General features: G+C 70.7%; 23 protein-coding genes. 12 read left to right on the top strand and 11 right to left on the bottom strand.

Annotated features, from left to right (window positions below; genetic code table 11):
• Positions 1–58 precede the first annotated feature (58 nt).
• Entirely contained in the window at positions 59–589 is a 531-nt protein-coding gene (gene cpt, locus ABEE00_RS02875; protein WP_451918497.1) for a chloramphenicol phosphotransferase CPT, read from the bottom strand.
• 31 nt (positions 590–620) lie between these two features.
• On the bottom strand, positions 621–1058 hold the full coding sequence (locus tag ABEE00_RS02880) for an ester cyclase (protein ID WP_345743588.1): 438 nt from the start codon (positions 1056–1058) through the stop codon (positions 621–623).
• A gap of 150 nt (positions 1059–1208) precedes the next feature.
• On the opposite strand from ABEE00_RS02880, the gene ABEE00_RS02885 reads away from it, so the two are divergent.
• Positions 1209–1640 (top strand): DUF6153 family protein, encoded by a 432-nt coding sequence (locus ABEE00_RS02885; RefSeq protein ID WP_345743589.1) that lies wholly within the window; start codon positions 1209–1211, stop codon positions 1638–1640.
• An 88-nt stretch (positions 1641–1728) separates the two neighbouring features.
• Positions 1729–3339 carry a multicopper oxidase family protein gene (locus tag ABEE00_RS02890; RefSeq protein WP_345743590.1) on the top strand — a complete coding sequence of 537 codons (1611 nt, stop codon included), beginning with the start codon at positions 1729–1731 and terminating at the stop codon, positions 3337–3339.
• Positions 3340–3349: 10 nt separating this feature from the next.
• Here ABEE00_RS02890 and ABEE00_RS02895 read toward each other — a convergent pair whose 3' ends face one another.
• Positions 3350–3838: a GNAT family N-acetyltransferase gene (locus tag ABEE00_RS02895; RefSeq protein ID WP_345743591.1), complete on the bottom strand. Its 489-nt coding sequence runs from the start codon at positions 3836–3838 to the stop codon at positions 3350–3352.
• Between the two features lie 105 nt (positions 3839–3943).
• Here ABEE00_RS02895 and ABEE00_RS02900 point away from each other — a divergent pair, with 105 nt between their 5' ends.
• Entirely contained in the window at positions 3944–4348 is a 405-nt protein-coding gene (locus tag ABEE00_RS02900) for a VOC family protein (RefSeq protein WP_345743592.1), read from the top strand.
• A 68-nt stretch (positions 4349–4416) separates the two neighbouring features.
• The gene (locus tag ABEE00_RS02905) at positions 4417–4902 is read left to right on the top strand and encodes a pyridoxamine 5'-phosphate oxidase family protein (protein WP_345743593.1); all 486 of its coding nucleotides are present in this window, start codon (positions 4417–4419) and stop codon (positions 4900–4902) included.
• Positions 4903–4920: 18 nt separating this feature from the next.
• Here the strand turns inward: ABEE00_RS02905 and ABEE00_RS02910 are convergent, their stop codons facing one another.
• Entirely contained in the window at positions 4921–6216 is a 1296-nt protein-coding gene (locus tag ABEE00_RS02910) for an oxygenase MpaB family protein (protein WP_345743594.1), read from the bottom strand.
• Between the two features lie 43 nt (positions 6217–6259).
• Between ABEE00_RS02910 and ABEE00_RS02915 the strand changes: the two genes are divergently transcribed.
• Positions 6260–6862 (top strand): TetR/AcrR family transcriptional regulator, encoded by a 603-nt coding sequence (locus ABEE00_RS02915; protein ID WP_345743595.1) that lies wholly within the window; start codon positions 6260–6262, stop codon positions 6860–6862.
• Here ABEE00_RS02915 and ABEE00_RS02920 read toward each other — a convergent pair.
• Positions 6829–8001 (bottom strand): Lrp/AsnC family transcriptional regulator, encoded by a 1173-nt coding sequence (locus ABEE00_RS02920; RefSeq protein WP_345743596.1) that lies wholly within the window; start codon positions 7999–8001, stop codon positions 6829–6831. The genes ABEE00_RS02915 and ABEE00_RS02920 overlap by 34 nt on opposite strands.
• A 138-nt stretch (positions 8002–8139) precedes the next feature.
• Between ABEE00_RS02920 and ABEE00_RS02925 the strand changes: the two genes are divergently transcribed.
• From ABEE00_RS02925 to ABEE00_RS02945, 5 genes are all read left to right on the top strand, one after another.
• Entirely contained in the window at positions 8140–9036 is an 897-nt protein-coding gene (locus ABEE00_RS02925) for a polysaccharide deacetylase family protein (RefSeq protein ID WP_345743597.1), read from the top strand.
• A 57-nt stretch (positions 9037–9093) separates the two neighbouring features.
• Complete coding sequence (locus ABEE00_RS02930) at positions 9094–10443, top strand: MFS transporter (RefSeq protein ID WP_345743598.1); 1350 nt, start codon at positions 9094–9096, stop codon at positions 10441–10443.
• Positions 10443–11264: an SDR family NAD(P)-dependent oxidoreductase gene (locus ABEE00_RS02935; RefSeq protein ID WP_345743599.1), complete on the top strand. Its 822-nt coding sequence runs from the start codon at positions 10443–10445 to the stop codon at positions 11262–11264. The genes ABEE00_RS02930 and ABEE00_RS02935 overlap by 1 nt, the downstream gene beginning before the upstream one ends.
• Entirely contained in the window at positions 11261–13531 is a 2271-nt protein-coding gene (locus tag ABEE00_RS02940; RefSeq protein WP_345743600.1) for a 2-dehydropantoate 2-reductase, read from the top strand. The genes ABEE00_RS02935 and ABEE00_RS02940 overlap by 4 nt, the downstream gene beginning before the upstream one ends.
• A gap of 2266 nt (positions 13532–15797) precedes the next feature.
• A complete protein-coding gene (locus tag ABEE00_RS02945; RefSeq protein ID WP_345743601.1) occupies positions 15798–16670 on the top strand; it encodes an SAM-dependent methyltransferase in 873 nt (290 codons plus the stop codon).
• A 7-nt stretch (positions 16671–16677) separates the two neighbouring features.
• Here ABEE00_RS02945 and ABEE00_RS02950 read toward each other — a convergent pair whose 3' ends face one another.
• Together ABEE00_RS02950 and ABEE00_RS02955 are read right to left on the bottom strand one after the other, a co-directional pair.
• Positions 16678–17589: a helix-turn-helix domain-containing protein gene (locus ABEE00_RS02950; RefSeq protein WP_345743602.1), complete on the bottom strand. Its 912-nt coding sequence runs from the start codon at positions 17587–17589 to the stop codon at positions 16678–16680.
• Between the two features lie 104 nt (positions 17590–17693).
• Positions 17694–17927: a DUF397 domain-containing protein gene (locus ABEE00_RS02955; RefSeq protein ID WP_345743603.1), complete on the bottom strand. Its 234-nt coding sequence runs from the start codon at positions 17925–17927 to the stop codon at positions 17694–17696.
• Positions 17928–18416: 489 nt separating this feature from the next.
• Here ABEE00_RS02955 and ABEE00_RS02960 point away from each other — a divergent pair, with 489 nt between their 5' ends.
• The gene (locus ABEE00_RS02960) at positions 18417–18683 is read left to right on the top strand and encodes a GlsB/YeaQ/YmgE family stress response membrane protein (RefSeq protein WP_345743604.1); all 267 of its coding nucleotides are present in this window, start codon (positions 18417–18419) and stop codon (positions 18681–18683) included.
• Between the two features lie 98 nt (positions 18684–18781).
• Entirely contained in the window at positions 18782–18937 is a 156-nt protein-coding gene (locus ABEE00_RS02965; protein WP_345743605.1) for a hypothetical protein, read from the top strand.
• 53 nt (positions 18938–18990) lie between these two features.
• Here the strand turns inward: ABEE00_RS02965 and ABEE00_RS02970 are convergent, their stop codons facing one another.
• The 4 genes from ABEE00_RS02970 to ABEE00_RS02985 all read right to left on the bottom strand — a co-directional run bounded on the left by ABEE00_RS02970 (position 18991) and on the right by ABEE00_RS02985 (position 25974).
• Positions 18991–20652 (bottom strand): gamma-glutamyltransferase, encoded by a 1662-nt coding sequence (locus ABEE00_RS02970; RefSeq protein WP_345743606.1) that lies wholly within the window; start codon positions 20650–20652, stop codon positions 18991–18993.
• Between the two features lie 164 nt (positions 20653–20816).
• On the bottom strand, positions 20817–22091 hold the full coding sequence (locus ABEE00_RS02975) for an MFS transporter (protein ID WP_345743607.1): 1275 nt from the start codon (positions 22089–22091) through the stop codon (positions 20817–20819).
• Positions 22088–23917: a hydantoinase B/oxoprolinase family protein gene (locus tag ABEE00_RS02980; RefSeq protein ID WP_345743608.1), complete on the bottom strand. Its 1830-nt coding sequence runs from the start codon at positions 23915–23917 to the stop codon at positions 22088–22090. The genes ABEE00_RS02975 and ABEE00_RS02980 overlap by 4 nt, the downstream gene beginning before the upstream one ends.
• Positions 23914–25974, bottom strand: a complete 2061-nt coding sequence (locus tag ABEE00_RS02985) for a hydantoinase/oxoprolinase family protein (RefSeq protein ID WP_345743609.1) — start codon at positions 25972–25974, stop codon at positions 23914–23916. Before ABEE00_RS02985 ends, ABEE00_RS02980 begins: the two co-directional genes overlap by 4 nt.
• Positions 25975–26067 lie beyond the last annotated feature (93 nt).

Below are 26067 nucleotides of genomic sequence, written 5' to 3' on the forward strand. Positions count from 1 at the left end.
CGCCCCGCGAAACGTTCGCCAACTCGCAGCAGCGCCCGCGCGCCGGCGACACGCTCGCTCACTTCACCCGCGCCGCGATGCTGCGCGCGCACTCCATCGCCTCCGCATGCGTGGTGTCGACCTCCAGGTCGTAGGTCACGCCCTGGTGGACCACCTCCGCCTGGGACGCGGCCATCCCCGCGGTCCGGTCGCCTCGTGCGAGCTCGCGGCCCGCGGCCACTGCCGCGTCACACCTCACCCCGACCCACAGCACCCGCAGTCCGCCCAACGCGCTCTGCCATCGCTGCTGCGAGTACGCGCCACCGAGGAAGACCTCGTCGACGATGACCCGGGCGCCCGCGCGGGCCATCGCGGCGACTCCCGCGATCCATGCCGCTTCCAGCGTCCGGAATTCAGGGCCGACGGCCACCTCTCCGTCCGGCGCGAATTCGATTCCGCCGTCCGACGTCCGCATGGACGCCGGCATCGCCTCGACCAGCGTGTCCGTTCCGAGCGCCAGCCACGGATCCGGCAGCACCGCCTGCAGGCACCGCACGATCCCGGACTTCCCCGAGCTGGAACCGCCGTTGACCACGATCACCTGTGTCATCACCGCGCCACAGTAGAGGCGCGCGGCCCGGTCAGGGTGCGAGCTGGCGCAAGAGGCCGCGGGTGTCCGTGCGTACCCACTCCTCCACGAGGCGTCCCCGGTCGTCGAAGCGGAAGATGTTCATGAGGTCGAACACGACACGCTTGCCGTTGGGCGGCAGCGGGCCGACCGGGGACTGGGTGAACTCGCGGACGAAGGTGCCCTCGATCCAGGTCTGGCACGCGATGTACTCGCCCTCGGCCACCACGATGCCGCGCCGGATCGACCGGTCGTCGAACGCCGCACGTACGGAGTCGAAGTACGCGCTGAGCCCGGCGAAATCGGAGTCGAAGCCGTCAGGACCGTGGAAGCGGAACTTCTCCGTGTCGAAGTACGCCGCCGCCTCGGCCGGTTCGTCGCCCGATAGCTCCAGCTCCCCTGCGCGAACCAGCCGTGCCACGAGTTCGTTGCGCGTGAATCGCTGGGTCATGACGCCCAGCCTGCCCCGCCCAAGTCACCCGATCCAAGGACGATTCGGGCCGCAGGAGCGCCCGCCGACCCCCGCACTGCGAACCGCGTAAACCCCCTGGGGGTAAGGTGCGGACACCGGTTGACGCTGAGGGAGAGGGAGTCCGGAGCGATGCGGGCAGGGCGTGGCGGAGGTGTGGGGCTCCGCTGGGTGTACGGGGTGCTGGGCATCCTGTGCGTCGCGTTCGCGCTGCTCGTGCACCACACGTTCCCGGGGACGAACGCTGCGGAGGGCGGGACCCGGGCCGCTCCAACCCCTGCGCAGGCCCCGGCCGTTCGCGTCGTCCCGAGCGAGGGCGACGGCGCGCACGCAGTCGCCGCGCGCCACCACGTACCCCCGAAGCACCCCGACACTCTGAGCTGCTGCACCCACACCACCCAGCTCTGCGCGGCGCCGAACATCGACTCCGTACAGCTCCTCGCGCCTGATCGGGACGAGCCGCACCCGTACGCCAACCAAGCGGCCGCACAAGGAGCTTCGCCCGCAAGCGCGGTGGGGCGCGCGCCGCCCGACCTCTTCCTCCTCTCTCTGCTGCGCAGATAGGCGCGCCCGGCAGCGGCGCGGCGGCACCGCATGTGCTGCTGCGGCGCCGCCGAGCGCCCGTCCAGCAGTCCTGAGAGAAGGAAGAAAAATGAACAGCATCAACCGTCGGTCCGTCCTGTTCGCCGGGCTCGGAGCCGCGGGCGCCGGCGCGCTCGCCGCCTGCGGGAACGGGACCAGCGGCAACGGGACCAGCGGCAACGGCGCCAGCGGGAACAGCGCGAAGAGCGCCCCGCGACTCGTCGCGCCCTCCAGCCCCGTGGTCGCCGGTACGGAGAAGAGGCGCAGCAGCACGGGGCGCGAGCGGAAGGTCTCGCTGACCGCCGCGCCCGCGAAGGTCGACTTGGGCGGCGGGGTGACCGCCAAGACCTGGGCCTTCACCGGCCGCGTACCGGGAAGGGAGGTCAGGCTCACCGCCGGGGACACCCTGGTCGCCGAGCTGGCCAACCAACTCCCCGGCGGGACCGCCACATCCGTGCACTGGCACGGCCTCCACCTGCGCGACGACATGGACGGCGTACCGCCGGTGACGCAGTCGGCCGTGCGGCCCGGCTCGGCCTTCACCTACCGCTTCGTCGCCGACACCCCGGGCACGTACTTCTTCCACCCGCACGTCGGCGTCCAGCTCGACCGCGGCCTGTACGCGCCGCTCATCGTGGAGGACCCGAAGGAACCGCTCGCGTACGACGACGAGTGGGTCGTCGTCCTCGACGACTGGCTCGACGGCGTCACCGGCACCCCTGACCAGGCCTTCGCCGAGCTCGAGAAGGGGATGGCAGGACACGGGAGTCACGGCGGTGGCATGGGCGGAATGGCCGGCATGCGGATGGGCGGCGCCGCGTCCTCATCCGGGGACGCGCCGGGCGACTTCATGCTCATGGGCGCCACCAGCGCACTGCTCGGCGGGGACGCGGGCGACGTGAAGTACCCGTACCACCTGGTCAACGGGCGCGTGGCCGACGACCCGGACGTCTACCGCGGCAAGCCGGGCAGCAAGGTCCGGCTGCGCATCATCAACGCGGGTTCGGACACCGCCTACCGGGTGGCCCTCGGCGGCCACAGGCTCACCGTCACGCACACCGACGGCTTCCCCGTACGGCATGAGGACGTGGACGCCCTGCTGGTGGGAATGGGGGAGCGGTACGACGTAATGGTCACCCTTCACGACGGGGTGTTTCCGCTCGTCGCCCTGGCCGAGGGCAAGAAGGCGAACGGCCTGGCTCTCGTACGTACGGGGTCCGGGCGCAGGCCCTCGCCGAGCGTGCGGCCGAAGGAGCTGGACGGCCGGATCGTGGCGGCGTCCGAGTTGCGGGCCGCGGACGACGTACGGCTGGAGAAAGCGAAGGCCGACGTCACGCACCGCATCCAACTGACGGGCGGAATGGCGAAATACGACTGGACCCTCAATGGTCGGCCATTCGGCATGCGGCACCCCGAGAAGAATCCGCTCCTGGTCGAGAAGGGACAGCGGGTGCGGCTCGATTTCGTCAACGACACCGACATGTGGCACCCCATGCACCTGCACGGACACACGTACCAACTCGGCGACTCAGGCCCCCGGAAGGACACCGCGATCGTGCTGCCGAAGCGGAAACTCTCCGTCTTCTTCGACGCCGACAATCCGGGTCAGTGGATGCTGCACTGCCATAACGCGTACCACGGGGAGGCGGGAATGATGGCGAACGTGGCGTATAGGGCCTGAGCTTCCGGCGTCACAGGGCGCGGTGCATGATGTGCAGCCCGACGTAACCCTTCGTCGGATGCCGGAAGCCTTCCGGGAGTGTGCCCAGCACCTCGAATCCGAGGGAACGGTAGAGCTGGACGGCATGCGTATTCGTCTCGACGACCGCGTTGAATTGCATCGCCCGGAATCCGGCCTCGCGCGCCCATTCCAGCGTGTACTCGCACAGCGCCCTGCCCACGCCCTTTCCGGAATGCGCCGGGTCGACCATGTAGCTGGCGCTCGCGATGTGCGAGCCGTTGCCCATGTGGTTGGCGTTCATCTTGGCCGTGCCCTGGACCGCTCCGGTTTCGTCGAGAGCGACGACCGTACGGTCCGGGGCCGGCAGCAACCACCAGTCGCGGCCCTGCTCCTGCGTGAGCCCGGGCGGAAAGGTGAAGGTCTCGCCCGCGGCGACGATCTCGTGGAAGAAGGGCCAGATGGCCGTCCAGTCGGTGGTGCCGGCTTCCCTGATGAGCATGCGGACAGAATGCCGGGAGGGCGCGCGGGATCGCCATTGCTTTTCGCCGCCCGAGATCTTCCGGCCGGGGCTCGCCCGTGCCCCTCCCCGGCTAGGATCCGGCGCATGGACGCCCTCTACCCGCGGCTGCTCGTCGAGGACTTCGACGGCGCGGCCCGCTTCTGGACCGACGCGCTGCGCGATGTGCTGGGCATCGAGCCCGTCAAGGTCATCCCCGCGGCCGGGTACGCGAACTGGGACCTGGACGGCGGGACCCTGCTCGTCCTCTTCTCCCGCCGCGCCCTCGCCGAGGCCGTCGGCACCGACGCGCTGCCGGCCGCCGCGCGTGCGCAGGACGCCGCGATGCTGGTCCTGCGCGTGACCGACGTGGACGACGCCGCGCACCGCCTCGCGGGACACGGCGCCGTAACCGTCACCGAGCCCCGCGACCGCCCGGAGTGGGGGCCGAATCTGCGTACGGCCCACCTGCGCTCCCCGGACGGGACGTTGGTGGAATTGCAGTCCTACTAGGAGCAGCGCTACGAGGAACGGCCCTACCAGCACCAGTCCTACCAGGAGTGGGAGAGGCGAGCCAGATCATGGACTCCGAGCAGATCGCGCAGGAACTGGCCGATGCCGGTGCGCTGTTGAGCCAGGCCTCCATGGCGCGGCTGGCGTACAACGGGCTCGACGGGCTGCCGCGCGTCGTCCCGATCGGGATCTTCTGGACCGGCGAGGAGATCGTCATGTCCACCGCGGCCACGGCGCCCAAGGTGAAGGCGCTGTCCACGCGCCCGGAGGTCGCCCTGACCATCGACGCGGGCGACAGTCCCGGCTCGGCCAAAACGCTGTCGGTGCGCGGCGTCGCGCACCTGACCATCGTCGACGGGGTGGTACCGGAATACCTCGCGGCCGCGCGCAAGAACTTCGACGCCGAGTACGCGGCAGAATTCGAGCGGAATTGCCGCGCCATGTACGACCGGATGGCACGCATCGCGGTGGAGCCGCAGTGGGCGCGGTTCTACGACTTCGGCGCGGGCCGCATGCCGCAGTTCCTCGCCGAACTCGCGAAGAAAACGAGCTGACCACGCACAACGGGCCCCTCAGGAAACCCCCTCCGCCCCCGGCAGCCGCCCCACCTCCGCCGCCTCCCCGTGGAACATCGACGCGAGCTGGCAGTCCTGTACGCGCGCTCCGTGCCGTTCCAGGCGTCGGCGGCCGCCGGGGAGTGCGCCGAGCAGGCGGTAGCGGAGGGTGTTGATGGCGAGGGACTGGGCCAGGGCCCACGGGAGGCGGGGGCGGAGGCCCAGCTCGCGCATGCCGGAGAGGCCCATGAAGGCGGTGAGGAGGCTCAACTGGCGGGCGCGCTCGTAGCGTTGGTGCAGGCGTTCGAGCGCCGGGGCGGCGTGCCCGAAGTCGCGTTCGGCCTGCGCGTCCATGGTGCGGCGGGCCAGGTCGCGCCCGGCCTGGGTCTGCGCGCCCGCGGCTAGCAGCACGTGGTGGTTCAGCCGGTGCCGTACGTTCTCCACGTCGGTCAGCCACTCCGGCGCGACGCCCATCAGCCGGCCCACGTACCGCCACAGGTGCATGAGATCGGCGCGCTGACGGCGGGTCAGCGGCACCCCGAGCCCGAGGCAGCCGGCGATCACGGTCGCGTCGAAGAGGCCGAGCGTGCCCGCCTGGTCGGCCTGGTTGATCGGGAGACCCCAGCGCGCGGTGTCCCAGCGCGGCGCGAAACGCGCGTTGACCAGCGCGTGCATGGCCCGTACGTGCACCGTCAGGCGCCAGCCCTCGGCGCCGGGCCGCAGCCCGCCGGAACGGGTGACGGCGTGCGACCACTTGGTCGTCTCGCCCAGGCGCCGCAGCGCCTCCCCGCCGGACAGGCCGCCGGTCAGCACGAGCAGGTCGGCCGGGCCGCCGAAGCGGTAGCCGCCGACGAGGGAGAGCAGGGTGAGGACGTCGCCGCTGTTGCGGCCCAGGTAGCGGTACGCGGCGGCGCCGCGCTCGATGCGCTCCCAGTCCACCCACTCGGGCACGGTCGTCGCGTGGTCCAGGAACTCGCGCAGCGCGGGCGGCAGATCCCCTGGCAGATCGGGGGCCGCGCGCAGGGCCTCGGTGATCTGCGCGTGCGTGACCCGGCCCGGGTCGCCCGCGGGCAGCCGCACGGCCTCGGCGAGGGAGGCGCCCAGCTCGTCGCGTTCGAGGAGGGCGGCGCCCAGGCGCTCCATGAGGGCCTCGTCGACGTCCTTGTCGATGTCGGCGAAGAGGAAGAGCGCGCGGGCGATCCTGCGGCCGCGCGCCTCCGCCTCCCGGAAGCGGGTGGGGAAGCGGCCCGGAACGCTCCCGGGAGCGCGGTCGGGGGAGCGGTCGGCCGCACGTGCCTCGCTGCTCTGCGTCATACGTCCGTTCTAACGCGAGGGATTATTCGCATACAATTCGCGTATGCGGAAGGCACCCCGGCAGGAGCGCTCGCGGCAGATGGTGGAGCGGATCGTCGAGGCGGGGAGGGCGGTGCTCGCGCGCGACGGATACGCGCGCTTCGCGACCACCCGGGTCGCCGAGGAGGCGGGCATCAGCCCGGGCTCCCTCTATCAGTATTTCCGCAACAAGGACGAGCTGCTCACCGTCCTCATGGAGCGCTACTGGGCGGAGCTGGGCGACCGCGTCGCGGCCTCGCTGGCTGACCATCTCACCGAGCCGCCCGAGCACTTGATACCGAACGCGATCGAGGCGCTGCTGTCCGCGCTGGAGCGGGAATCGCGACTCCTTCGCGTTGTGGTCGAGGAGGTTCCGCCCGCCTACAGCGAGGAGCACCTGCAGAATCTCCGGCGCCGCATCCAGGAGTTGGGCTCGGCCTACCTCGCCGGCCGCGCCCCCGGCACGCGGCGCGGAGCCACCCGCTCCTGGGTGCTGGTCTCCGCGATGGAGGCGCTGAGCGTCCGCTGGGTCCTCGACCGCCCCGCCATACGCCGCGAGGAACTGATCGAGGAGCTGACCCTCCTGGCCGCCAACTACACGGCGGGAACGGCGGGTTCGACGGACTGAGCGAGGTCGGGCGCGCCCTCCGCCCCCGCCACCTCCGTCGCCTCGCACCACGGATCGATCGGCACGCACCGGACGCCGCGCCCCAGCTCGTCCAGGATCCACCCCTGCCGCTTCACCGTACGCAGCACGATCGCGTGGTCGGCGATCTCCAGCTCCGGGCACTCGGCGCCGATGCGGGCCGCCAGGTCCAAGGCGGCGTCCACGGAGTGCAGCCACGTGCTGAGCAGCACGTTCGTCTGCCCGCTCGTGGCGGTCATCAGCCGCACCTCCGGCATGCGGCTCAACTGCCCGCGCACCTGCTGCATGCGCGCGACGGGAGCGCGCGCCCACAGGACGGAGGTGACGGGCCAGCCGGTGATGTTCTGGGACACCTCGCAGCGGTAGGCCACCGAGCCCGAGCGCTCCAGCCGGGTGAGCCGGCGGCGTACCGCGCTCTGGCTCGCGCCCAGCCTCCCGGCCAGCTCGGTGACGGGTGCACGGCCGTCCGCAGCGAGGGCGAGCAGCAGCCGGCGGTCCTGCGCCGACAGCGGTCCCGGCACGGGGAGCGGCCCGTGGGGGTCGCCAGCGGACGCCTGGAGCCTGAGCTGCTGCGGGCGGGAGAGCGCGTCCAGACGCCAGTCGCTCCCGGCCACCAGGATGCGCGTGCTGACCTGGGTGGTGACCCGTACGACGCCCGGCAGGCGGCTCACCTGGTCCAGGACGAAGCGGGAGAGCCCCAGCAGGTCGCGGGTGATGACGTTCGCGTGGATGTCGCGGCCGCTGGCCAGCTCCATGACCGACTTGGTACGCGGATCGCGGGCCAGCGCCTGTGCGACCTCGCCCCGGGCAGCGGGTTCGCAGTCGACGGTGACGAACGCATTGCACATCGACCGCCATTGAGCGGGACTCCCGGTGGCCGTCACCCACGCGGCGCCGCGCCGCGAGATGCGTGCCCAGCGCCGCGCTGCGGTCACCGCGCTCAGGCCCAGCACCTCGCCGACCAGCGTCCAGGGGGCGCGCGGGGCGATCTGGAGCGCGTGCGCGAGCGCGAGGCCGGTCTCGTCCAACTCGGTCTCGCCCCGCCCGGCTTCATCCAAGCCGGTCTCCCCGGTCTTGCCGATCTTGTCGGTCCCGCCGGGCTTCGCGGCGGAATCCTTCACGCTGCGATTTCCAGAGGCGTTATCCATCGATTCTCCGGGCCGCTGCACAGGGGAAAGCCACTATGGGCCGCGCCGTCGCACCGCACAAGGGTGGCGACGACACCCTGCACAGCCCTCTCTCGGGAGAACGGAGACCTCGTGGCGCACAGCGAACAACAGCCCTGGGAGTGGCCCGAGTCGGAGTGGCGCGGGCACGTCGAACACGTACGGGCCGGACGCTCGCTGGCCCCGCGCACCTGGCCCGACGGCGCCCGCTGCGCCGTCGCCTTCTCCTTCGACTCCGACCACGAGACGCCCGCGCTGCGCGACGGGCACACCACCCCGGCCAAGCTGGCCCAGGGCGAGTACGGGGCGCGCGTCGCCGTACCCCGGATCCTGGACCTGCTGGAGCGGCACCGCGTCCCCGCGAGCTTCTTCATGCCCGCGGTGTGCGCGCTGCTGCGCCCGCAGGAGGCCAAGGCGTACGTGAAGGCCGGGCACGAACTCGCCATCCACGGCTGGATTCACGAACGCAACACCCAGCTCACCGCCGAGACCGAGCGCGAGCTGCAACTGCGCTCGGCCGCCACGCTGGAGCAGGTCAGCGGCGTGCGCCCGGTCGGCATCCGCACCCCGAGCTGGGACTTCTCCCCGTACACCCTGGGCATCACCCGGGAGATGGGGCTGCTGTACGACTCCTCGCTGATGGCCGACGACGAGCCGTACGAACTCCTCGAGGACGGCGAGGAGACCGGCGTCGTGGAGATCCCCGTGGAGTGGATCCGCGACGACGCCCCGTACTTCATGATGGAGCGCTACGCCTCGCTGCGGCCCTACATCGCGCCGCGCGACGTGCTGCGCATCTGGCGGGACGAGTTCGACGCGGCGTATGCGGCCGGCGGAATGTTCCAGCTCACATTGCACCCGCACATCATCGGGCACCGGTCGCGGATCGCCGTTCTCGACGAGCTGCTGAGCTACATCGCGGGCCACGACGGGCTGTGGTTCGCCACGCACCGCGACATCGCCGAGCACTGCCGCCGTACGCACGGCTGAGGCCGCCGCCCCCTCATCTCGCCCGGATCTCACCCAGGAAGCGAGGACCCCCGCCTCGTGCGCACCGAAACCGACACGGCACCCAGATCCGCCACCGCCGCACCCCACAGACTGACGCCGGCCCAGCGCAAGGCCATCGTGGCCGGAACGATCGGCAACACCGTCGAGTGGGTGGACTGGGCGCTCTACTCCATCTTCGCCAAGGTCATATCCGATGTGTTCTTCCCCCGCGGCGACGGCGCCGCCGCGCTGCTCTCCACGCTCGCGGTCTTCGCCGTCGGCTTCGTGGTGCGGCCCGTGGGCGCGGCCGTACTGGGCGCCTACGCCGACCGCAAGGGCCGCAAGAAGGGCCTGACCCTCACGATCGGCCTGATGGCGGGCTCCGGTTTCCTCATCGCCCTCACGCCGGGGTACGGGGCGATCGGACTGGCCGCGCCGCTGATCCTGCTGGTCGCGCGGCTGGTCCAAGGGTTCTCTGCGGGCGGCGAGTTCGGCTCCTCCTCCGCCTTCCTCGTGGAGTCGGCCGCGCCCGGGCGCCGGGCCTTCGCCGGGTCCTGGCAGCAGGTGTCGGTCGGCGGCGGCGTACTGATCGCCTCCCTGCTCGGCACGCTCTTCACCTCGCTGCTCGGCGAGGAGGCGCTGCACGCGTGGGGCTGGCGGGCCGCGTTCGTGCTCGGCGGGCTGCTCGGGCTCGTGGGGCTGTGGCTGCGGGTGAGTGTGGAGGACACCGCGTCCTTCGCACGCGCGCAGGCGCATCGGGCCCAGCAGGCCCAGCAGGCCGACGTGGCAGGTCAGCGGGTGCGGAGGAACCCGCTCGCGGCCATGTTCAAGGAGCACCCCGGCGCCGCGCTGCGCGTCGTGGGCATCACCGTCGCCGGGACCCTCACGTACTACATCTGGGTCAACTACCTGCCCACGTATGCCAATCTGACCACCGGCATCCCGCTGGAGCGCGCGCTGCTGTCCCAGACGCTCTGCCTGATCGTCTTCGTCGTGCTGCTGCCCTTCGCGGGGCTGCTCTCCGACCGGTGGGGGCGCAGGCCGACGATGACCGGCTTCGCCGGGGGCTTCGTCGTCCTGTCCTGGCCCATGCTGCACCTCCTCGATGACAGCTTTCTGACGCTTTTCCTGGTCCAACTGACCGGAATGCTGCTGATTCTGGGCTACTCGGCGAACTGCGCGGTGGTCATGGCCGAGCAGTTCCCGCCCGAGGTGCGCGCCACCGGCATCGCCCTGCCGTACGCGCTGGCCGTCGCCGTGTTCGGGGGCGCGGCTCCGTACGTCACCACGTGGATGAGCGAGTCCGGGCACGCCGACAAGCTGTGGATGTACGTGTCCGGCGCGGCGCTGCTCTCGCTGGTGGTGTATCTGACGATGCCGGAGACGAAGGACAAGGAGTTCGTCTGATGAGGCATGTGCTCATCACCGGGGCCGCGAGCGGGATCGGGCGGGCCATCGCGGAACACTTCGTCGCGCACTTCGCCACGCACTGCGCCGAGCCCGGCGTCCGCCTCACGCTGGTCGACATCGACTCCCGGCTCCCGGAGGTCGCCGCACCGCTGGGCGCGCACCACCACGTGCTCGACCTCGCCACAGCCGAGGGCCCGGCGCACGCGGTCGGCGCGGCCTGGAACGGCCACGGCCCCGTGGACATCCTGGTCAACGCCGCGGGCATCTACCCGTCGCTGGACATGGACCAGCTCACGGCCGCCGCCTGGGACCGGATCTTCGCCCTCAACACCCGCGCCCCGGCCCTGGCCACGGCCGAGCTCGCCCGCCTGGCCTCGGCGGAGTCACGCCCGGCCTCGGTGGTCAACATCTCCTCCGGCGCCGCGTTGCGCGCCCGCCCCGGGGGTGGTCCGTACGCCGCGTCCAAGGCGGCCCTGGAAATGGCCACCCGCGCCGCGGCCCTCGAGTTCGGCCCTCTGGGAATCCGCGTGAACGCCGTGAGCCCCGGCTTCATCCCCGTGGCCAGCGACTGCAACCGCGTAAGCGAGGGTTACGCCGCCGCCGTCTCCGTCAACCCCCTGGGCCGCCCGGGCACCCCCGAGGACATCGCCCGCGCCGTCCGCTGGCTGGCGAGCGAGGAGGCGGCCTGGATCACGGGGGAGATCCTGCGGGTGGACGGGGGAAGCGGCACGGGCGCGTCCCACCTGCCGCGGTCGTGGCCGCCGGAGGGCGAGAGCGGAGCCGACGGAGCACCTGGCACGAAGGGACACCACGCATGACCGGCGACGACACCCCCGCCTACACCATCGTCGGTGCCGGAGCGATCGGCGGGACCCTGGCGCACAGCCTCGCTGCGGCCGGGCACGACGTGAGCGTGGTCGATGCCGACGCCGAGCATGTGGAGGCCATCCGCGCCGACGGGTTGACCATCCTGCGCGGGGAGGAACGCGACACCGTACGGCTGGACGCGGCCACTCCCGACACGTACCGGGGGCCTGAGCTGCGACGCGTACTGCTCAGCGTCAAGGCCCAGGCCACCGAGGCGGCCATGCGCTGGATCGCCCCGCGCCTGGCGCCCGACGGTTACGTCGTCTCCGTACAGAACGGCTTCAACGAGGAGCTGATCGCCCGGCACATCGGCGACGACCGCATCCTCGCCGCCTTCGTCAACATCTTCGCCGACGTGCACGCGCCCGGCGTCGTACGCGACGGGGGAGCGGGCGCCTTCGTCATCGGCGAGCCCGGTGGTGCGCCCGTTTCACCGCGCGTACGGGAACTCGTCCGTGACCTGCAAGCCTGGGGCCCCTGCCGGGCCTCGGACAACGTCGAGGGCTACCTCTGGGCCAAGGCCGCCTTCGGCGCCATGCTCTCCGCGACCGCCCTGGCCGACGCCCCCATGGCCGAGCTGATCGACCGTCACCGGCCGGCGATGTACGCGCTGGCGGCCGAGGTGTACGCGGTGGCCGACGCGCACGGTGTGCGGCTGGAGCGCTTCGACGCCTTCGACGCGCCCGCGTTCCGGCCGGGAAGCAGCGCCGCGGGGGACGACCCGGCCGTACGGGATGCCGCCTGCGACCGGCTGACCGCCTGGCTGCGCACGCAGCCCAAGGACCGCAGCGGCATCTGGCGCGACCTCGCCGTACGCCGCCGCCCCGTCGAAGTGACCGCCCACTACGAGCCCGTGATCGCCCAGGCGGCTCAACTCGGCCTGCGTACACCGGTGTTGAGTGCCGTACTGGACGGGCTCCGCGAACTCGAACACGACCCCTCCGGCATGTCCGAGACCCGCCTGGACCACCTCGACGCCCTGGCCCGGCTGCCCGCCGCCCCCGCCCTCACCGACGCCCAGGCCACGGCCGTACGCGACTGGCTGGACGATCACCGCGAGGCGATGGCCGACGACCTCGCCGCCTACACCGCGCACGAGAGCTCCAGCGAGGACGAGGACTCCCTCGCCACCTGCCTCACCTGGCTGCGCGGCTGGCTCGACACCTCGCTGGACACCTCGATCGGTGCGCCCGTCAGCGAGGAGGTGCATGCGCGGGACGGGGCGGGGGACGTTCTGGTGTGGCGGTACGCGGGGACCGGCGCGGGTGAGGGTGCTCGTGGTGGGGGTGGTGGCGGTGAGGGGACAAGTCCCGTACCACTGCTGCTTCTTGGCCACTACGACACCGTCTGGCCCACCGGAACCCTCGCGGAGTGGCCGTATCACCGCGAAGGCGACCGCATCACCGGCCCCGGCGTCTTCGACATGAAGGCCGGGCTCGTCCAGGCGGTGTGGGCGCTGCGCGCGCTCGCCGCGCTGGGCCTGCCGACTCCGCCCTGCACGCTGCTGCTCAACGGCGATGAGGAGACCGGTAGTCCGGCCTCCGAGGAGATCATCACCGCCGAGGCGCGCACGGCCGGCGCCGCGCTGGTCTTCGAGGCGAGCGCGGAGGGCGCGGTGAAGACGACCCGTAAGGGCGTGGGGCTCTTCACCCTGAGCGTGCGCGGCGAGGAGGCGCACGCCGGGCTCGACCCGGAACGGGGAGCGAGCGCGATCAACGAGATCGCCCAGCAGGTACGCGCCCTCGAGGACATCGCCGACCCCGCAGCCGGAACCACCGTCAACGTCGGCGTCCTGCACGGCGGCACCCGCAGCAACGTCACCGCAGGTCAGGCCGTCGCGCACCTGGACATCCGGGTGGCGACGGACGCCGAACGCGCCCGCGTGGACGCCGCGTTGAACGCCCTCGCCCCCGCCGACCCGCGTACGACGCTGAAGCTGGGCGGCGCCTGGAACCGCCCGGTCTTCGAACGCACCGACGGCGTAGCGCAGCTCTACTCCATCGCCCGCGCCTGCGCCGCACCCCTCGGCCTCGACCTGCGGGAAACGGCGGTGGGCGGCGCGAGCGACGGCAACTTCGTACTCGCCGCCGGCACCCCCGTACTCGACGGCCTGGGCGCGGTCGGAGGCGGCGCCCACGCGCGCGACGAGCACGTGAGCGTGAGCGGGATGACGGAGCGGGCGGCGTTGGCGGCGGGGGTGATGGCTGCGTTCGCTTGAGGGGCGGATGCCCTGGCTCGCTGTTTCTCGGCGCTAGTTGTGGGCGTTGGCCTCGGACTCCGCAGCGGGGTAGCTGTGACGTGGGTTCAGCTGAGAGGCCGATGCCCGTACCGCTGGACAGCATGCTGTGAGCGCTTGCGACTTCGCATCAAGCGCCTACTGCTATCTCGAGTTGAGCTGGAGTGCGCACTCTCGGGTACGCGTTCTTCAATATTCGCTTTAGGGAATTCGCTTTCCTTGCATGTGTTCTTGCAGCTGAAGCGGAGTATCGCTCTCCTCTTTGTTTTCGTGTCAGCTGCAGGCGCGATGAGGGTTTCGCGCGTAATCCTTTTGGGGCCTGCAAAGTGACATTCTTGTCGCCGTGTTCTGGCAGGTGCGCGACAACCCTGACGAGGGTGCAATGCGCTCAAGGTGCACGAGTGCAGATGGAGGGATCAATACTGGTCACTTCTATTCTGGCCCTGCTCACATCTAAAGGTTCGTCTCTGGCGATGCGACGCTGCGGCGGTCGCCGAGTTTTGCAAGGTCGACTTGCATGGATTGAGAACTTTAAGGAAATTCTGAGTAGCCGTAAACGATCGCTTCCGGAGTTGTACCCTTACCGCGGTGGCAGCCGCTGCTGCCGTATCACCTACGGCATGCAGTGGCCCCGGGAGTCAGCCCGGGGCCACCTGAAGGCAACAACACCAAGAAAAGGAGATCGTTGTGCCAACCCGAAAAGGCCGGGGACGTGTGCTCATGTCCGCGGCTCTCTCCAGGACTAGTATGCCTGGAGCCCGGCCTCCAGAAACCCGTTTCGGCCCACTGAGCATCAGGATATGTGGGCGTCTCGTCGTGGTGCTGGTGGTCATCCTTGTGGTCTGCGTGGTGATGCACCCCGTGCCGGAGGCCGTGCTCGGCTCACTTCTGGCCACTGTGCCCTTAACGGTGCACTGCTCCCGTGTCCGCTGGCTGCGTCGCCGCCATAGCTGACGCAGAGGCGGGGCGGTGGTTTCCGCCGCCCCGCCGGAGAGGGGATCATGGAGGCACCGAAGGAAGCAGAATGCGCACACTGCGGAAAGAAATTTCCGCAGCGCTTCGGTCCCGGTCGGCGAAAGGACTACTGCGAGCCGGCATGTCGTCGTGCCGCCCAACGCCTACGGGAGCGCCAAGCCGCCGAGGCGGGGAGACAGGGGCCTCGGCAGGCGGGATCGATCAGTGCCGACCTGGACGTTCTCACTGCTCGCCTGACGGAATACCAGCTCCGTGACGAGCCGCTGGACCGTCGCCTTCACTTCGCTGATCTGATTGAGCAAGAGGTTCGCTGCTACGTCTTCGCCGCGGTATACGACGCCAGGGCGGATGGCCTGGCCTGGCGGGACATTGCTTCCGCAGCGGGGGTGACCGAGGCCTCGGCCAGGTCTCGCTGGAGCGTCAACAAATGCGAGCGTGTGCTCAGATCCCGGCCGGTCATTCCCGAGTAGGCAGCAGTCTCGCGTTGCTCTGGCGCGGGGCCGGACGCGGCGTCGCCGACCCCGCCCCGGGGTGCGATCTTGAAATGGCGGGCGACCGTTGAGTTGTCGTTGTCGCCATTCGAGCCTCGAGAGTTCCCCAGCCACTGCCCAAGACCAGTGCTGCAAGGAGAAACAGCATGGTCGTAATTTTCGAAGAACCCATGCCTCACTTACCGCCGCCCTGCCGGACCCTGCCCGCTGAGTCACGGCTGGACTATATGGCGTTTTGCCAGCTACACCATGACGCGTACCTCGGCTACGTCCAATTGCGTACCGGAGACCATGAGGCTGCAGCAAGCATCGTGGACGCGGTTCTTGCCCAGTTGGGCGCGGACTGGCATTGGGTGTTGCGCAGTCCCTGCCCGGCGGCTGTGGCTTGGCGCTTGCTCGGATGGGTCGTTGATCGCCGTTGCTGCTGTTGTCCGGCGCACCCACCCGCTCGCGCTGTCTATGGCCTTCTGGATCGTGAAGAGGCCGATGTGCTGCTGCTTCATCGTCTGCTAGGACTGAGCGTCACGCGGACCGCATTCGTGATGGGCGTAGATCGCATCACCGTGTGGGCGCGCTTACGTGCCGCAGAGAGGAGCCTCACTCCGTGCTTGGCTGATCACTTTGGAACGTGCCTACCGGGCAGGCACAGAGGAAGTGACTAGCATATGGGGAGTTTGTTTCTCCCGCAGGTAGTGAGGAGTTGCACCCCTCGGTCGGATGTAAGCCCTCGTGGGGACTGGAGCGCTCACGGCTGGCCTCTCTACCATTGGTTCCTTCTTTCCATGCGGCCCGAGCAGGGCCTGGAAGAGGGGGCCGATGTGGGCGGGGAGAAATATCCGACGCAGGCTATCGATGTAGCAACACCCAGTGTGTCTCGCATGTACGACTTTCTGCTGGGTGGTGTCGAAAATTACCAGTCGGACCGCGATGCGTGCGCCGAGCTGTTGGAGATCGCGCCCAGCACGCAAGCCCTGGCCAGGAACAATCGGGACTTCCTGGTCCGCGTGGTGCGTACGCTCGTCGAGGAGTATGGCGTCGAGCAGTTCCTCGATCACGGCTCCGGCCTGCCGACACAGAACAACGTTCACCAAGTGGCCCAGCGGTCCAATCGGCACTGCCGAGTCGTCTATGTCGACAACGACCCCATCGTCCTCGCGCACGGGCGAACCTCCCTGGAGGAGAACTCCTTGACCGCGGTGATCGATGAGGACATGCGCAACACGGACAGAATTTTCGACCATCCGGAAGTGTGTCGCCTGATCCGGCCCGGCAGGCGGACTGCGGCGTTGTTCGTCTCCGTGTTGCACTGCCTGCCGGACACCGGCGATGGCCGAGAGCCGGCAGCCGTGGTCAAGAGGGTCAGAGATCGACTTGCGCCGGGCGACTTCATGGTCATCTGTCAACTGGTCAGTGACGATCGGCAGGTGCGCGAGGGGGTGACTGATCTGATGGCCAGGGCGACGCACAACACCTGGGGCAGGGTGCGCGAGCCGCACGAAGTTCGCCAGTACTTCGAGGGCCTCGAGATCCTCGAGCCGGGCCTGGTCGATGTTCTTGACTGGCGTCCGGATATCCCACCCCCACCTCAAGAGCGCCGAGCGACCGACTGGGTGGAGTGGGGCGGTCTGGCTCGCGTCCGTGCCTCGGAGATGTGAGGGCAGATCAGCAGCGATTGCGATACTCCTGGAGAGCACGCTCCAGTATCTCCTCGCTGTTCGCCCGTTTCGTGGCGGCGAAGCGCAGCTCGTTGAGTACGTGCCGGTATGCATCCACTTCGGTGGGGCGCGTCAGGTAGGTGGCGCTGGTGAGGTGCTCTATGTACACGAGTTCGGCGGGGCCGCCGTCGAAGAATTTCAAGTGAGTGATCGGATGGGGCGGCGAGACAGCGGCGCCGTTCTCGAACTCGATGACTCGTATGTTCACCCCCTGCACACGAGCTGCAAAGAGTAGATACTCAAGCTGTTGGCACATGACACTGGGGCCGCCCACCGGCCTTCGCAGGACACCTTCATCGAGCAGGGCATTGACTTTCGGGTGGCTTCCTTTCAACATCATTTTGCGCTGGGCCCGCATGTCCGTCTTGCGCTCGATCTCTTCCTTCGGGGAATCGGGTAGGGCTGCTGTGATCAGCGCGCGGGCATAGTCCTTGATCTGGAGAATCCCAGGCACCACATTGTTCTCGTATGTGGAGATCTCCTCCGCCGATCCCTCCAGCCCGATGAGGCGCCTGAGGAAGGCGGGGGTAACGTCGCTGTACTGCTGATACCAGGCTTCGTCGCTGATCTGTTTCAGCAGATACTCGATCTCCCGGTATTGTTCGGCGGAGACGCCGTAGTGCCGAGCAAGGTCCAGGACGTCCCGCTCCTTGGGCGGGCTCTCCCCGCGCTCCATGCGACTGATCTTGGAGATCGAACCGCGGATCACCGGCGCGACATCTTTGAGGGACAGCCCCCGGGCCTGTCGCAGCTGGCGGAGCTGTTCTCCGAGGAACCGTGAGGCTGCTTCGCGTTTGGCGCCCGGAAGTTGCGCCACCGGAGCAAGACCTGGCTCATCGGGTTGTGGAACTGCGGTCATGCGGACTCCCGTTGAGGCATACCGAGCGGGACTATGCCAGTCTTGCAGGAGGGAATCCGCATGTCCGCTGAATCTTAACTTCCGATGGTGGAAGATTCCGCGGTTCAGGAGATCAAGTGGTCGAACTCCTCGTCCTTCACACCTGTCACGAAGGCCGCCACCTCCTCGCGGGAATAGATCAGCGCAGGTCCGTCCGGGAAGCGGGAGTTGCGTACGGCGATCCTTCCGTCGGGAAGTTCAGCGACTTCCACGCAATTCCCATCACGCACGCTGGCGGTGCTCTTGGACCAGGAGACCCCAGGGATCATGCTCGCGGCAACGCCGTTGTCGAACTGCATATGCCGACCTCATTTCATGCGTGTCCGACGCCTCACAGGGGCAAGGTGAGTGGCCCGGGGCGCTGCTCCGGGCCTTACCTTGATCACGCAATCCCGTATGCAATTGCATGTGAGGCGACTTGTGAGAAATGCTAGCCAGGTCGCGCCTTCAGGGGAGCCCCTCGCGTAGGTGAGGGGATGAAACGGCACGACTTCAGTAGGGGAGGGCAAGCGCCCTGCCGCAGAATGCGGCTCAGGAAGGCGTACACGAGCCAATGCTTGATCATGTATCCCGTCCATGGCGTGGACCTGAGTCGCGGTTGCGCTCCCTTATCGCTACTGCGGTTGCTGTCCCGTTTCACCCGTCACGGCATCAGACGTTCTCCCCCGCACCGCCATCCGGCCCAACCCGAGGCCGCGGGGTGCCCGTATGGCGCGGTACGCATGTTTGGCATGATCGGGGCGGACCACCCGATCATGGTCGGAATCAAAGTGAGTGGAGGAGTCGCTGTGGGCATCATCGCGTGGATCGTGATCGGACTGCTGGCCGGTGCCATCGCCAAGGCGCTGATGCCGGGCAAGGACCCGGGCGGATGCGTGATCACCATGCTGATCGGCGTGGTCGGCGGTCTGCTGGGCGGCTGGCTCGGCAAGGTGATCTTCGGGGTGCACTCCATCAACGGGTTCTTCCACCTGTCGACGTGGATCGCCGCCATCATCGGCTCGCTGATCGTTCTGGGCATCTACCGCCTGGTCAGCGGCGGCGGGCGGCGCTGAGTTCCGCAGCCGACACGACTGCACAGTGGGCCCGGCGCCGCGTGAACCCTCACGCCACGGCGCCGGGCCCACTATGCTCCGGCCGGTGATCCTGCCGGTTGCGCGAGCTGGCCGGGCCGGGGCTGGACCCCGCCACGGCCCGCGCGGCCCGCACGGCCCGCGCGGCCCGTGAGGCACAGGCCACCGTCCGCGGCATCGAGAGCTACGTGCACCTCCCCAACTTCCTGATCGCCGCCGCCGAGCGTGAAATGTGAGCCGAAGCGCCGGCTCGACCCCGGCGTCCGCCAGATGAGCCGGACGAAACCCCCTAGGGCACCCTCGCCACCCCGCCCCCGCCGCGCGGGTCGGACCCCGAGCTGAGCCTGCCGTCGCGGGAGCGGCTCACGGCCTGGACTCGGGACATGTAGTCGGAGGCGGCGACGTCGTTGCCGTGGGAGCGCAACTGGGCGGCGAGCGCCGCGTGTTGGGCGGGCTCCACGTACACCGTGCGGTGCTCCTCGCTGTGTACGCGGGGGAGGGCGACGGCCGTCTCGGCGTCCGCGCCCGCGAACAGTACGGACCGTGCGACCTGGAACGTCGCCGTGATCAGCCGGCTGCCGCCCGGCGCGCCCACCGCCAGCGCGAGCCCGCCACCCGTGTGCGCGCCACCCGTGCGCCCGCCATCTCCGCGCTCGTCCTCGAAGGCGATCAGCGGCGCGCCCGTGCCGATCCGGGCGCCCGGCCTCAGGGAGTCGGGTGCGCCGGGGAGCGGGTTGTAGTGGCCGGTGAAGTTGTTGAGGAGGTAGCCGAGTTCGGGTACGAGGTAGGCGCTGCCGCCCACGGAGCCGGTGGAGTGGGTGATGCACACGGCGTGGTCCCCGTCGACGGCGGTGACGTGGGTCGTACCGTCGCCGGGCGCCTCCCCGCGTACGACCACCGGGTCGCCGGCGGCGATTGCGTCCGCCCACGCGTCGAGGGAGTCGGGGGAGAGGACCGCGCGCGTGACGCGGTCGGCGTCGGACGGGTCGGTCGCCTTGATGTAGCGGTTGTCGGCGAAGCTCGCCCGCATGGCCTTGGCCAGCGAGTCGGCGGTGTCCGCGTCGAGTTCGGTGGCGTCGATGCCGAGCCGGTGGGCGAGTGCCAGCATCTGGAGCACCTGGATACCCGGGCTGGGCGGCGGCGCGGTGAAGAGGGTGTGGCGGCCGAGCGTGTGGCGTGGTGCGGGGGTTTCGAGCGCTTGGTAGCCGGTCACGTCCTCGCGGCTGACCAGTGATTCTTCGCGTTCCAGGGCGTCGGCGAGGAGGCCGCCGAGCTGTCCGTGCAGGAAGTCGCCGAGCCCGGCGGAGGCGAGCCGGTCGAGGATGTCGGCGATCCAGGGCTGGGCGAAGCGTTCGCCGGCCTGGTAGCCGGAGCCGTCGGGGTGGAGGTAGCGGGCGGCGGCCTCCGGGTACGCGGCCGCCTTCGCGGCGAGGGTGGGGTAGCCGGGCCTGCTCGCGTGGGAGTCGCCGGCGGTCCCGGTCTGCCACCACCGCGCGAGGTAGGGGCTGAGCTCGAAACCGTTGCGGGCGAGGGCGGTTGCGGGGGCGAGTACGTCGTGCGTGCCGACGCGTCCCGACCCGTACCGCCGCAGCAGCAGGTCCATGGCGTCCACGAATCCCGGGACCATGACCGAGGCCGGACCCATCTGGTTGCCCTCGCTGGTGAGCGCGTAGCGCCCGAAGGTCTCCACCCGCCCCAGGAATTCCCCCGCCCACGCCGCGGGCACCGGCCGACTCCCGGTCGCCGCCTCGCCGTTGATCGCGGTCACGTGCCCCGTACGCAGATCGGCATGCAGTGCGAGGGCCGAGCCACCGAGCCCGCACATCATGGGATTGACGACGGCCTGCGCGAAGGCGGCGGCAACGGCACCGTCCACGGCGTTGCCGCCCGCGCGCAGCAGGCGCTCTCCGGCGGACGCCGCTTCGGCTTCGCAGGAGACGAGGACGGCCATGTGTGCTCCTCAACGGGGTGGGTGGTGGGGCCGGCTGCGCGAAGGCGGCAGCGACGGCGGCGCGCACCGCGCCGCCGCCCGCGCGCGGAGGCGCCCCGGCGGACGCCGCCTCCGCTTCACGGGGAGGGGCCAGGACGGCCATCAGCTCCGCTCACAGGGGGCGTTCACGCCAGCTCCCAGTTCCGCGTCTCCGGCAGCAGCCACGTCAGGACGACCGTCGTCACCGTGCACACCCCCAGCGCCGCGGCGATCGCGCTGCCGAGGCCGATCGCGTCGGAGGCCCAGCCGATGAGGGCGGAGATCAGGCCCGTGAACGCGGCGCCGAACTCGTAGCACACGCCCGCGCCCGAGGCCCGTACGCGGCCGGGGAACAGCTCCGTGAACAGCGCGCCCTTGCCCGCCGCCTGCGCGGCCATGAAGAAGCCGACCAGCAGCGACATCAGCAGGCCGAACCACGTCGCGCGCACGTCCAGGAGGAGGAAGAGCAGGCCGAACACAGCCGTGCCCAGGTAGAAGGCGGTGAACGCCCAGCGCCGGCCCACGGCGTCGTGCAGGTGGCCGCCGGCGATGTAGCCGAGCCAGTTGCCGAGGATCATCAGCCACAGGTACGTCGCCGTGCCGCTCACGCTCAGCCCGCGTTCCTGGGAGAGGTACAGCGGGATCCAGATCTGGATCGCCTGCGTGCTGCCCAGCCCCGTGGCGCCGAACAGCGCGCCGATGATCAGGCGACGGCGGAGCGGGGCGCGGAAGAGCTCCCGGTACACGCCCCGCGGCTTCTCGCCGGGCTGCTGCGTGGGCGGTGGCCCCACCCGCGGCGCGTCCCGCAGCGTACGGCGGATCACCGCGGCCGCGAGGGCCGGCAGCAGGCCGACGGCGAACATGACCCGCCAGGCCACGCCCGGTTCGAGGAACAGGTTGCTGAGCAGATAGGAGAGGTTGGCCAGCGCCCAGCCCACCGACCAGGCGGACTGGACCCAGGCGAGCTGCCGCCCGCGCCGCCCCGGTGTGGCGTACTCCGACATCAGCGCGGCGCCCACCGGCCACTCCGCGCCCAGGAACAGCGCCGAGAGCGAGACCAACAGCAGCAGTTGGACGAAGTTCTGCGCCAGGCCCACCAGGGCGGTGGCGACGCTGTAGCCGATCATGATGGCGACCAGGACGCGCACCCGCCCGTAGCGGTCGGCCAGCCGCCCGCCGATGATCCCGCCGACGGCGGTCACCACCGCGACCGTGCCGGTGACGACGCCGGCGTGCGTCCTGGTCAGGCCGAGCGCCAGGAGGATCCCGGCCATCGCCAGCGGCAGGACCTGCTTGTTGAAGCCGTCCAGGCCCCAGCCCGACCAGGAGGCCCAGGTCACGCGGCGGCGCAGCGATTCCGCCTGAGCGGGGTCCGACGTGGTCCCGGCGGGCGCGACGGACGCGGTGCCGCCGGCGCTCACCGGTCACCCCGCAGGCCGGTCCGAGCGTTGCGCAGCACCTCACGCGCTGCCTCCGTCGCCGCCCGGTCGACAGCGCCGTCACCGTCGAGGACCACCCCGTACACGCCCTCGGCCGCCGCACCGGTGACGCGGCCCTCGTACACGTCCTCGCGCACCCGTTCCGCGTCGCGCTCCCAGGGGTGGCCGTGGCCGCCGGAGCCGGGGCTCTCCACGCGCAGCACGTCGCCGGCGGCGAGGCGGACGCCCGAGACGCGGCCGTGGGCGAGGGGCTCCTCGCGTTCTCCGCCGCGCAGGACGGAGAAGCGGCCCGGCGTGCCGTCGTCCCCGCCATCCAGCCCCCACGGCGCGTACTGCTGCCGGTCGGCGTGTGCGGAGAACTCGGCGCTCTCGGCGAGTACGTGGATGTCGCGCCGCACCCCGAGCCCGCCGCGCCGCGCCCCGGCGCCGCCGGAGTCGGCGATGAGCCGGTACTGGTCGACCCGCAGCGGATACTCCAGCTCCAGCGCCTCGATGGGCAGGTTGGAGGAGTTGGAGACGTGCACCTGGACCGCGTCCATGCCGTCCAGGCCGCCCGTGCCCTCGCCATCGGGGCGGCCGCCGAAGCCGCCGGCCACTACCTCGGGATAGACGAAGTAGTCGTCGCCGCACTGCCCGGAGAAGGTCACGTACGTGATCGTGCTGTGGCATCCGGCCGGGACCCGGTCCGGCACCGCCTTGGCTAGGGCGCCGAGCAGTACGTCGGCCACGCGCTGGCAGGTGTCGGTGCGCGCGGTCACCGGCGCGGGATGCCGCGGGTTGAGGATCGAACCCTCCGGCGCCTCGATGCGTACGGCGTCGAAGAAGCCCCCGTTGGGCGGGATCCCGGGGTCGAGAACGGCCTTGACGGCGTAATAGACCGTCGCCTCCAGCGCGGAGCGCACCACGTTGATGCCGACGGGCGACTGCGGCCCCGTGCCCTGGAAGTCGACGGATATGTCCTCGCCCGCGATGGTGACGGCGGCGGTCACCGGGGTCGGCGGCAGCAGCCCGCCCTCGCCGTCCGGTTCGGCGTCCATGTGGTCGGTGAAGGCGTACGTGCCGTCCGGCGCGCTGCGCAGGGCGGCGCGCAGCCGTCGTTCCGCGTAGGCCAGCAGTTGCGCGGTGGAGGAGGCCACGGCGGGAGTGCCGTGCCGCTCGTGCAGCTCCACCAGGCGGCGGGCCCCGGTGGTGACGGAGGAGAGCTGCGCGAACATGTCGCCCCTGCGCTCCTGCGGCAGCCGCGAGTTGAGCGTGATGAAGGCGAGGATCTCGGGGTTGACCTCGCCCGCGCGGGCGAAGCGCACGACGGGGATGCGCAGCCCCTCCTGGAAGAGGGAGGTGGAGTCGCCGGAGTTGCTGCCCGGCACGCGCCCGCCGACGTCGGAGTGGTGCGCGATGTTCGCGCTGAAGCCGATCAGCGTCTCTGTGGCGCCCTCCCCCGCGAAGACGGGCGCGACGGCCGTGATGTCGGGCAGGTGGGTGCCGCCGGCGGTGTACGGGTCGTTCGTGATGTAGACGTCGCCGGGCCGCAGTTGGTCCGCCCCGGGGCTGTCCAGCAGCGCCCGTACGAGCCCGGCCATCGAGCCCATGTGGATCGGCATGTTCTCGGCCTGCGCGACGAGCCGGCCCTCGGCGTCGAAGAGGCCGGTCGAACAGTCGCACCGCTCCTTGATGTTGGTGGAGTAGCTGGCGCGGCGCAGCACCGCGCCCATCTCCTCGGCGATCGAGGTCATCGCGTTGCCGATGACCTGCACGGTGATCGGGTCGATGGGCTCCGCCGTGGCGGCTCCCGCGGTCGTGTCGGTCATCGGGCCTCCGCCTCGATCATGAGGTTTCCGTGGGTGTCGACGGTGGCCGTCCAGCCGGGCGGCACCACCGTGGTGGTGTCCAACTGCTCGATCACGGCCGGGCCGTGGATCCGGTTGCCGGCGAGCAGCCGCGCCCGGTCCAGTACGGGAGCGCGTACCGGCCCGGTGGCGGCGAAGTCGACCTTCCGGTGCTCGACGGTCGCCTCCCGTTCGGGCTCGGGACCGCCCCGCGCCAGCGTCGGCAGCTCGATCGGCGCGATCTCGCTGATCGCGGAGACGCGCAGGTTGACGAGCTGTACGGGGGCCTCGCGATGGGCGAAGCCGTACGCCTTCTCGTGCGCGACGTGGAAGTCGGCCAGCAACTGCGCCAGGCCCGCCTCGTCCAGCGACCGGCCCGGCCCCGGCAGCGGCACCGTGAGCTCGAAGTTCTGCCGCGCGTACCGCAGATCGGCCTTGATCTCCAGGGTGGGCGAGGCGTCCTCGGGCGCCTCGCGGGACAGCCAGCCGCGCGCCTCGTCCAGCATCTGCTCCAGGCGCTCGCCGATCCGCCCGAGCGATCCCGGTGCGGCCGGCACCAGGCAGGAGCGGACGAAGTCGGTGCGGATGTCGGTCGCCAGGAGGCCCAGGGCGCAGAGCGTGCCCGGGTTCGGCGGCACCAGCACGGCCGTGATGCCGACCTCGTCCGCCACCTCCACGGCGTGCAGCGGCCCCGCGCCGCCGAAGGCCACGAGCGTGTAGCGGCGCGGGTCCTCGCCGGCCTCGACCGACACCGCGCGCACCGCCCGCGCCATGTGCGCGTTGGCCACCTCGCCGATGCCCCGCGCCGTACGCGCGAGGTCCAGCCCCAGCGGCGTACCCACCCGCTCCAGCGCCGCGCGGGCCGCCGGCGCGTCCACCGCGAGCCGGCCGCCCAGGATCTCGCGGGGGTTGAGCCTGCCCCGTACGACATTGGCGTCGGTGACCGTGGGCTCCGTGCCGCCCCGGCCGTATGCGGCGGGGCCCGGCTCGGAACCGGCGCTGCGCGGGCCCACCGCGAGCGCCCCGCCGGGGTCGGCCGCGGCGATGCTGCCGCCGCCCGCGCCGATGGTCTGGATGTCGAGGGAGGGGGTGCGGATGGGGGTGTCGCCCACGCGCCGCTCGCCGGTCAGCAGGGCGTTGCCGCCGCGGACCAGGCACACGTCGGTGCTGGTGCCGCCCATGTCGAAGGTGATCAGGTCGCTCGCACCGGCGAGGCCGGCCACCCGGACCGCGCCGATGACGCCGGCGCTCGGGCCCGACAGCAGCGTGGTGACGGGCCGTTCGGCGACGGCCTCGGCGGAGACCAGGCCGCCGTTGGACTGGATGACCTTCGGGCCGACCGGGACACCCGCCGCGCGCACCCGCTCCACCAGCCGGTTCACGTACCCGGAAACGGGCGGGCCGATGAACGCGTTGGCCACGGTGGTGGAGAAGCGCTCGTACTCGCGGAACTCCGGCGCCACCACGCTCGACCTGCACACGTACGCGTCAGGCAGCCGCTCGCGCAGCATCTCCTCCACGCGCCGTTCGTGCTCGGGGGAGAGGTAGCTGTGCAGCAGGCAGACGGCGACGGCGCCGACCCCCTCCGCCGCCAGCCGGCCGGCCAGCTCCGCGATCTCCTCGGCGGAGGGCTCGGCGAGCACGGCGCCGTCAGCGCCCACCCGCTCGGCGATCTCGAAGGTGCGCGAACGGGGCACCAGCGGCGGCGACTTCCGCGCGAACAGGTCGTACAGGTCCGGGCGCCGCTGCCGCGCGATCTCCAGCACGTCGGGCACCCCGCCGGTGGTGACGCAGGCCGAGCGCGCGCCGCGCCGCTCCAGCATGGCGTTGGTCGCCACGGTGGTGCCGTGCCCCAGGTACGAGACCTGCGCGGGCTCCCCGCCCGCCTCGGCCAGCACCCCCTCGATGCCCGCGGCGACGCCGGCCGACTGGTCGCCCGCGGTACTGGGCAGCTTGAAGACCGCCAGCCGTCCCGTGCGGGTGTGGAGGGCCGTGACGTCGGTGAAGGTGCCGCCGACATCCACTCCTATTCGGATCACGTGTATGCCTGCTTTCCTGTGTACGGGGGTGTACGGGTGCGTACGGGGGTTGGGCGTACGGGGCGTACGGGGCGTGCGTGAACGGGCCGCGCG

The organism is Streptomyces odontomachicola (assembly GCF_039605595.1).
GTDB lineage: Bacteria > Actinomycetota > Actinomycetes > Streptomycetales > Streptomycetaceae > Streptomyces.

What these genes read in the sequence shown, in the direction of transcription:
- ABEE00_RS02940 (WP_345743600.1), top strand. Translation starts at nt 11,261, where the DNA reads ATGACCGGCGACGACACCCCCGCCTACACCATCGTCGGTGCCGGAGCG.
- ABEE00_RS02910 (WP_345743594.1), bottom strand. Translation starts at nt 6,216, where the DNA reads ATGACGCAGAGCAGCGAGGCACGTGCGGCCGACCGCTCCCCCGACCGC.
- ABEE00_RS02905 (WP_345743593.1), top strand. Translation starts at nt 4,417, where the DNA reads ATGGACTCCGAGCAGATCGCGCAGGAACTGGCCGATGCCGGTGCGCTG.
- cpt (WP_451918497.1), bottom strand. Translation starts at nt 589, where the DNA reads ATGACACAGGTGATCGTGGTCAACGGCGGTTCCAGCTCGGGGAAGTCC.
- ABEE00_RS02955 (WP_345743603.1), bottom strand. Translation starts at nt 17,927, where the DNA reads ATGCAGTTCGACAACGGCGTTGCCGCGAGCATGATCCCTGGGGTCTCC.
- ABEE00_RS02945 (WP_345743601.1), top strand. Translation starts at nt 15,798, where the DNA reads ATGCGGCCCGAGCAGGGCCTGGAAGAGGGGGCCGATGTGGGCGGGGAG.
- ABEE00_RS02980 (WP_345743608.1), bottom strand. Translation starts at nt 23,917, where the DNA reads ATGACCGACACGACCGCGGGAGCCGCCACGGCGGAGCCCATCGACCCG.
- ABEE00_RS02880 (WP_345743588.1), bottom strand. Translation starts at nt 1,058, where the DNA reads ATGACCCAGCGATTCACGCGCAACGAACTCGTGGCACGGCTGGTTCGC.
- ABEE00_RS02915 (WP_345743595.1), top strand. Translation starts at nt 6,260, where the DNA reads ATGCGGAAGGCACCCCGGCAGGAGCGCTCGCGGCAGATGGTGGAGCGG.
- ABEE00_RS02885 (WP_345743589.1), top strand. Translation starts at nt 1,209, where the DNA reads ATGCGGGCAGGGCGTGGCGGAGGTGTGGGGCTCCGCTGGGTGTACGGG.
- ABEE00_RS02935 (WP_345743599.1), top strand. Translation starts at nt 10,443, where the DNA reads ATGAGGCATGTGCTCATCACCGGGGCCGCGAGCGGGATCGGGCGGGCC.
- ABEE00_RS02900 (WP_345743592.1), top strand. Translation starts at nt 3,944, where the DNA reads ATGGACGCCCTCTACCCGCGGCTGCTCGTCGAGGACTTCGACGGCGCG.
- ABEE00_RS02895 (WP_345743591.1), bottom strand. Translation starts at nt 3,838, where the DNA reads ATGCTCATCAGGGAAGCCGGCACCACCGACTGGACGGCCATCTGGCCC.
- ABEE00_RS02970 (WP_345743606.1), bottom strand. Translation starts at nt 20,652, where the DNA reads ATGGCCGTCCTCGTCTCCTGCGAAGCCGAAGCGGCGTCCGCCGGAGAG.
- ABEE00_RS02950 (WP_345743602.1), bottom strand. Translation starts at nt 17,589, where the DNA reads ATGACCGCAGTTCCACAACCCGATGAGCCAGGTCTTGCTCCGGTGGCG.
- ABEE00_RS02890 (WP_345743590.1), top strand. Translation starts at nt 1,729, where the DNA reads ATGAACAGCATCAACCGTCGGTCCGTCCTGTTCGCCGGGCTCGGAGCC.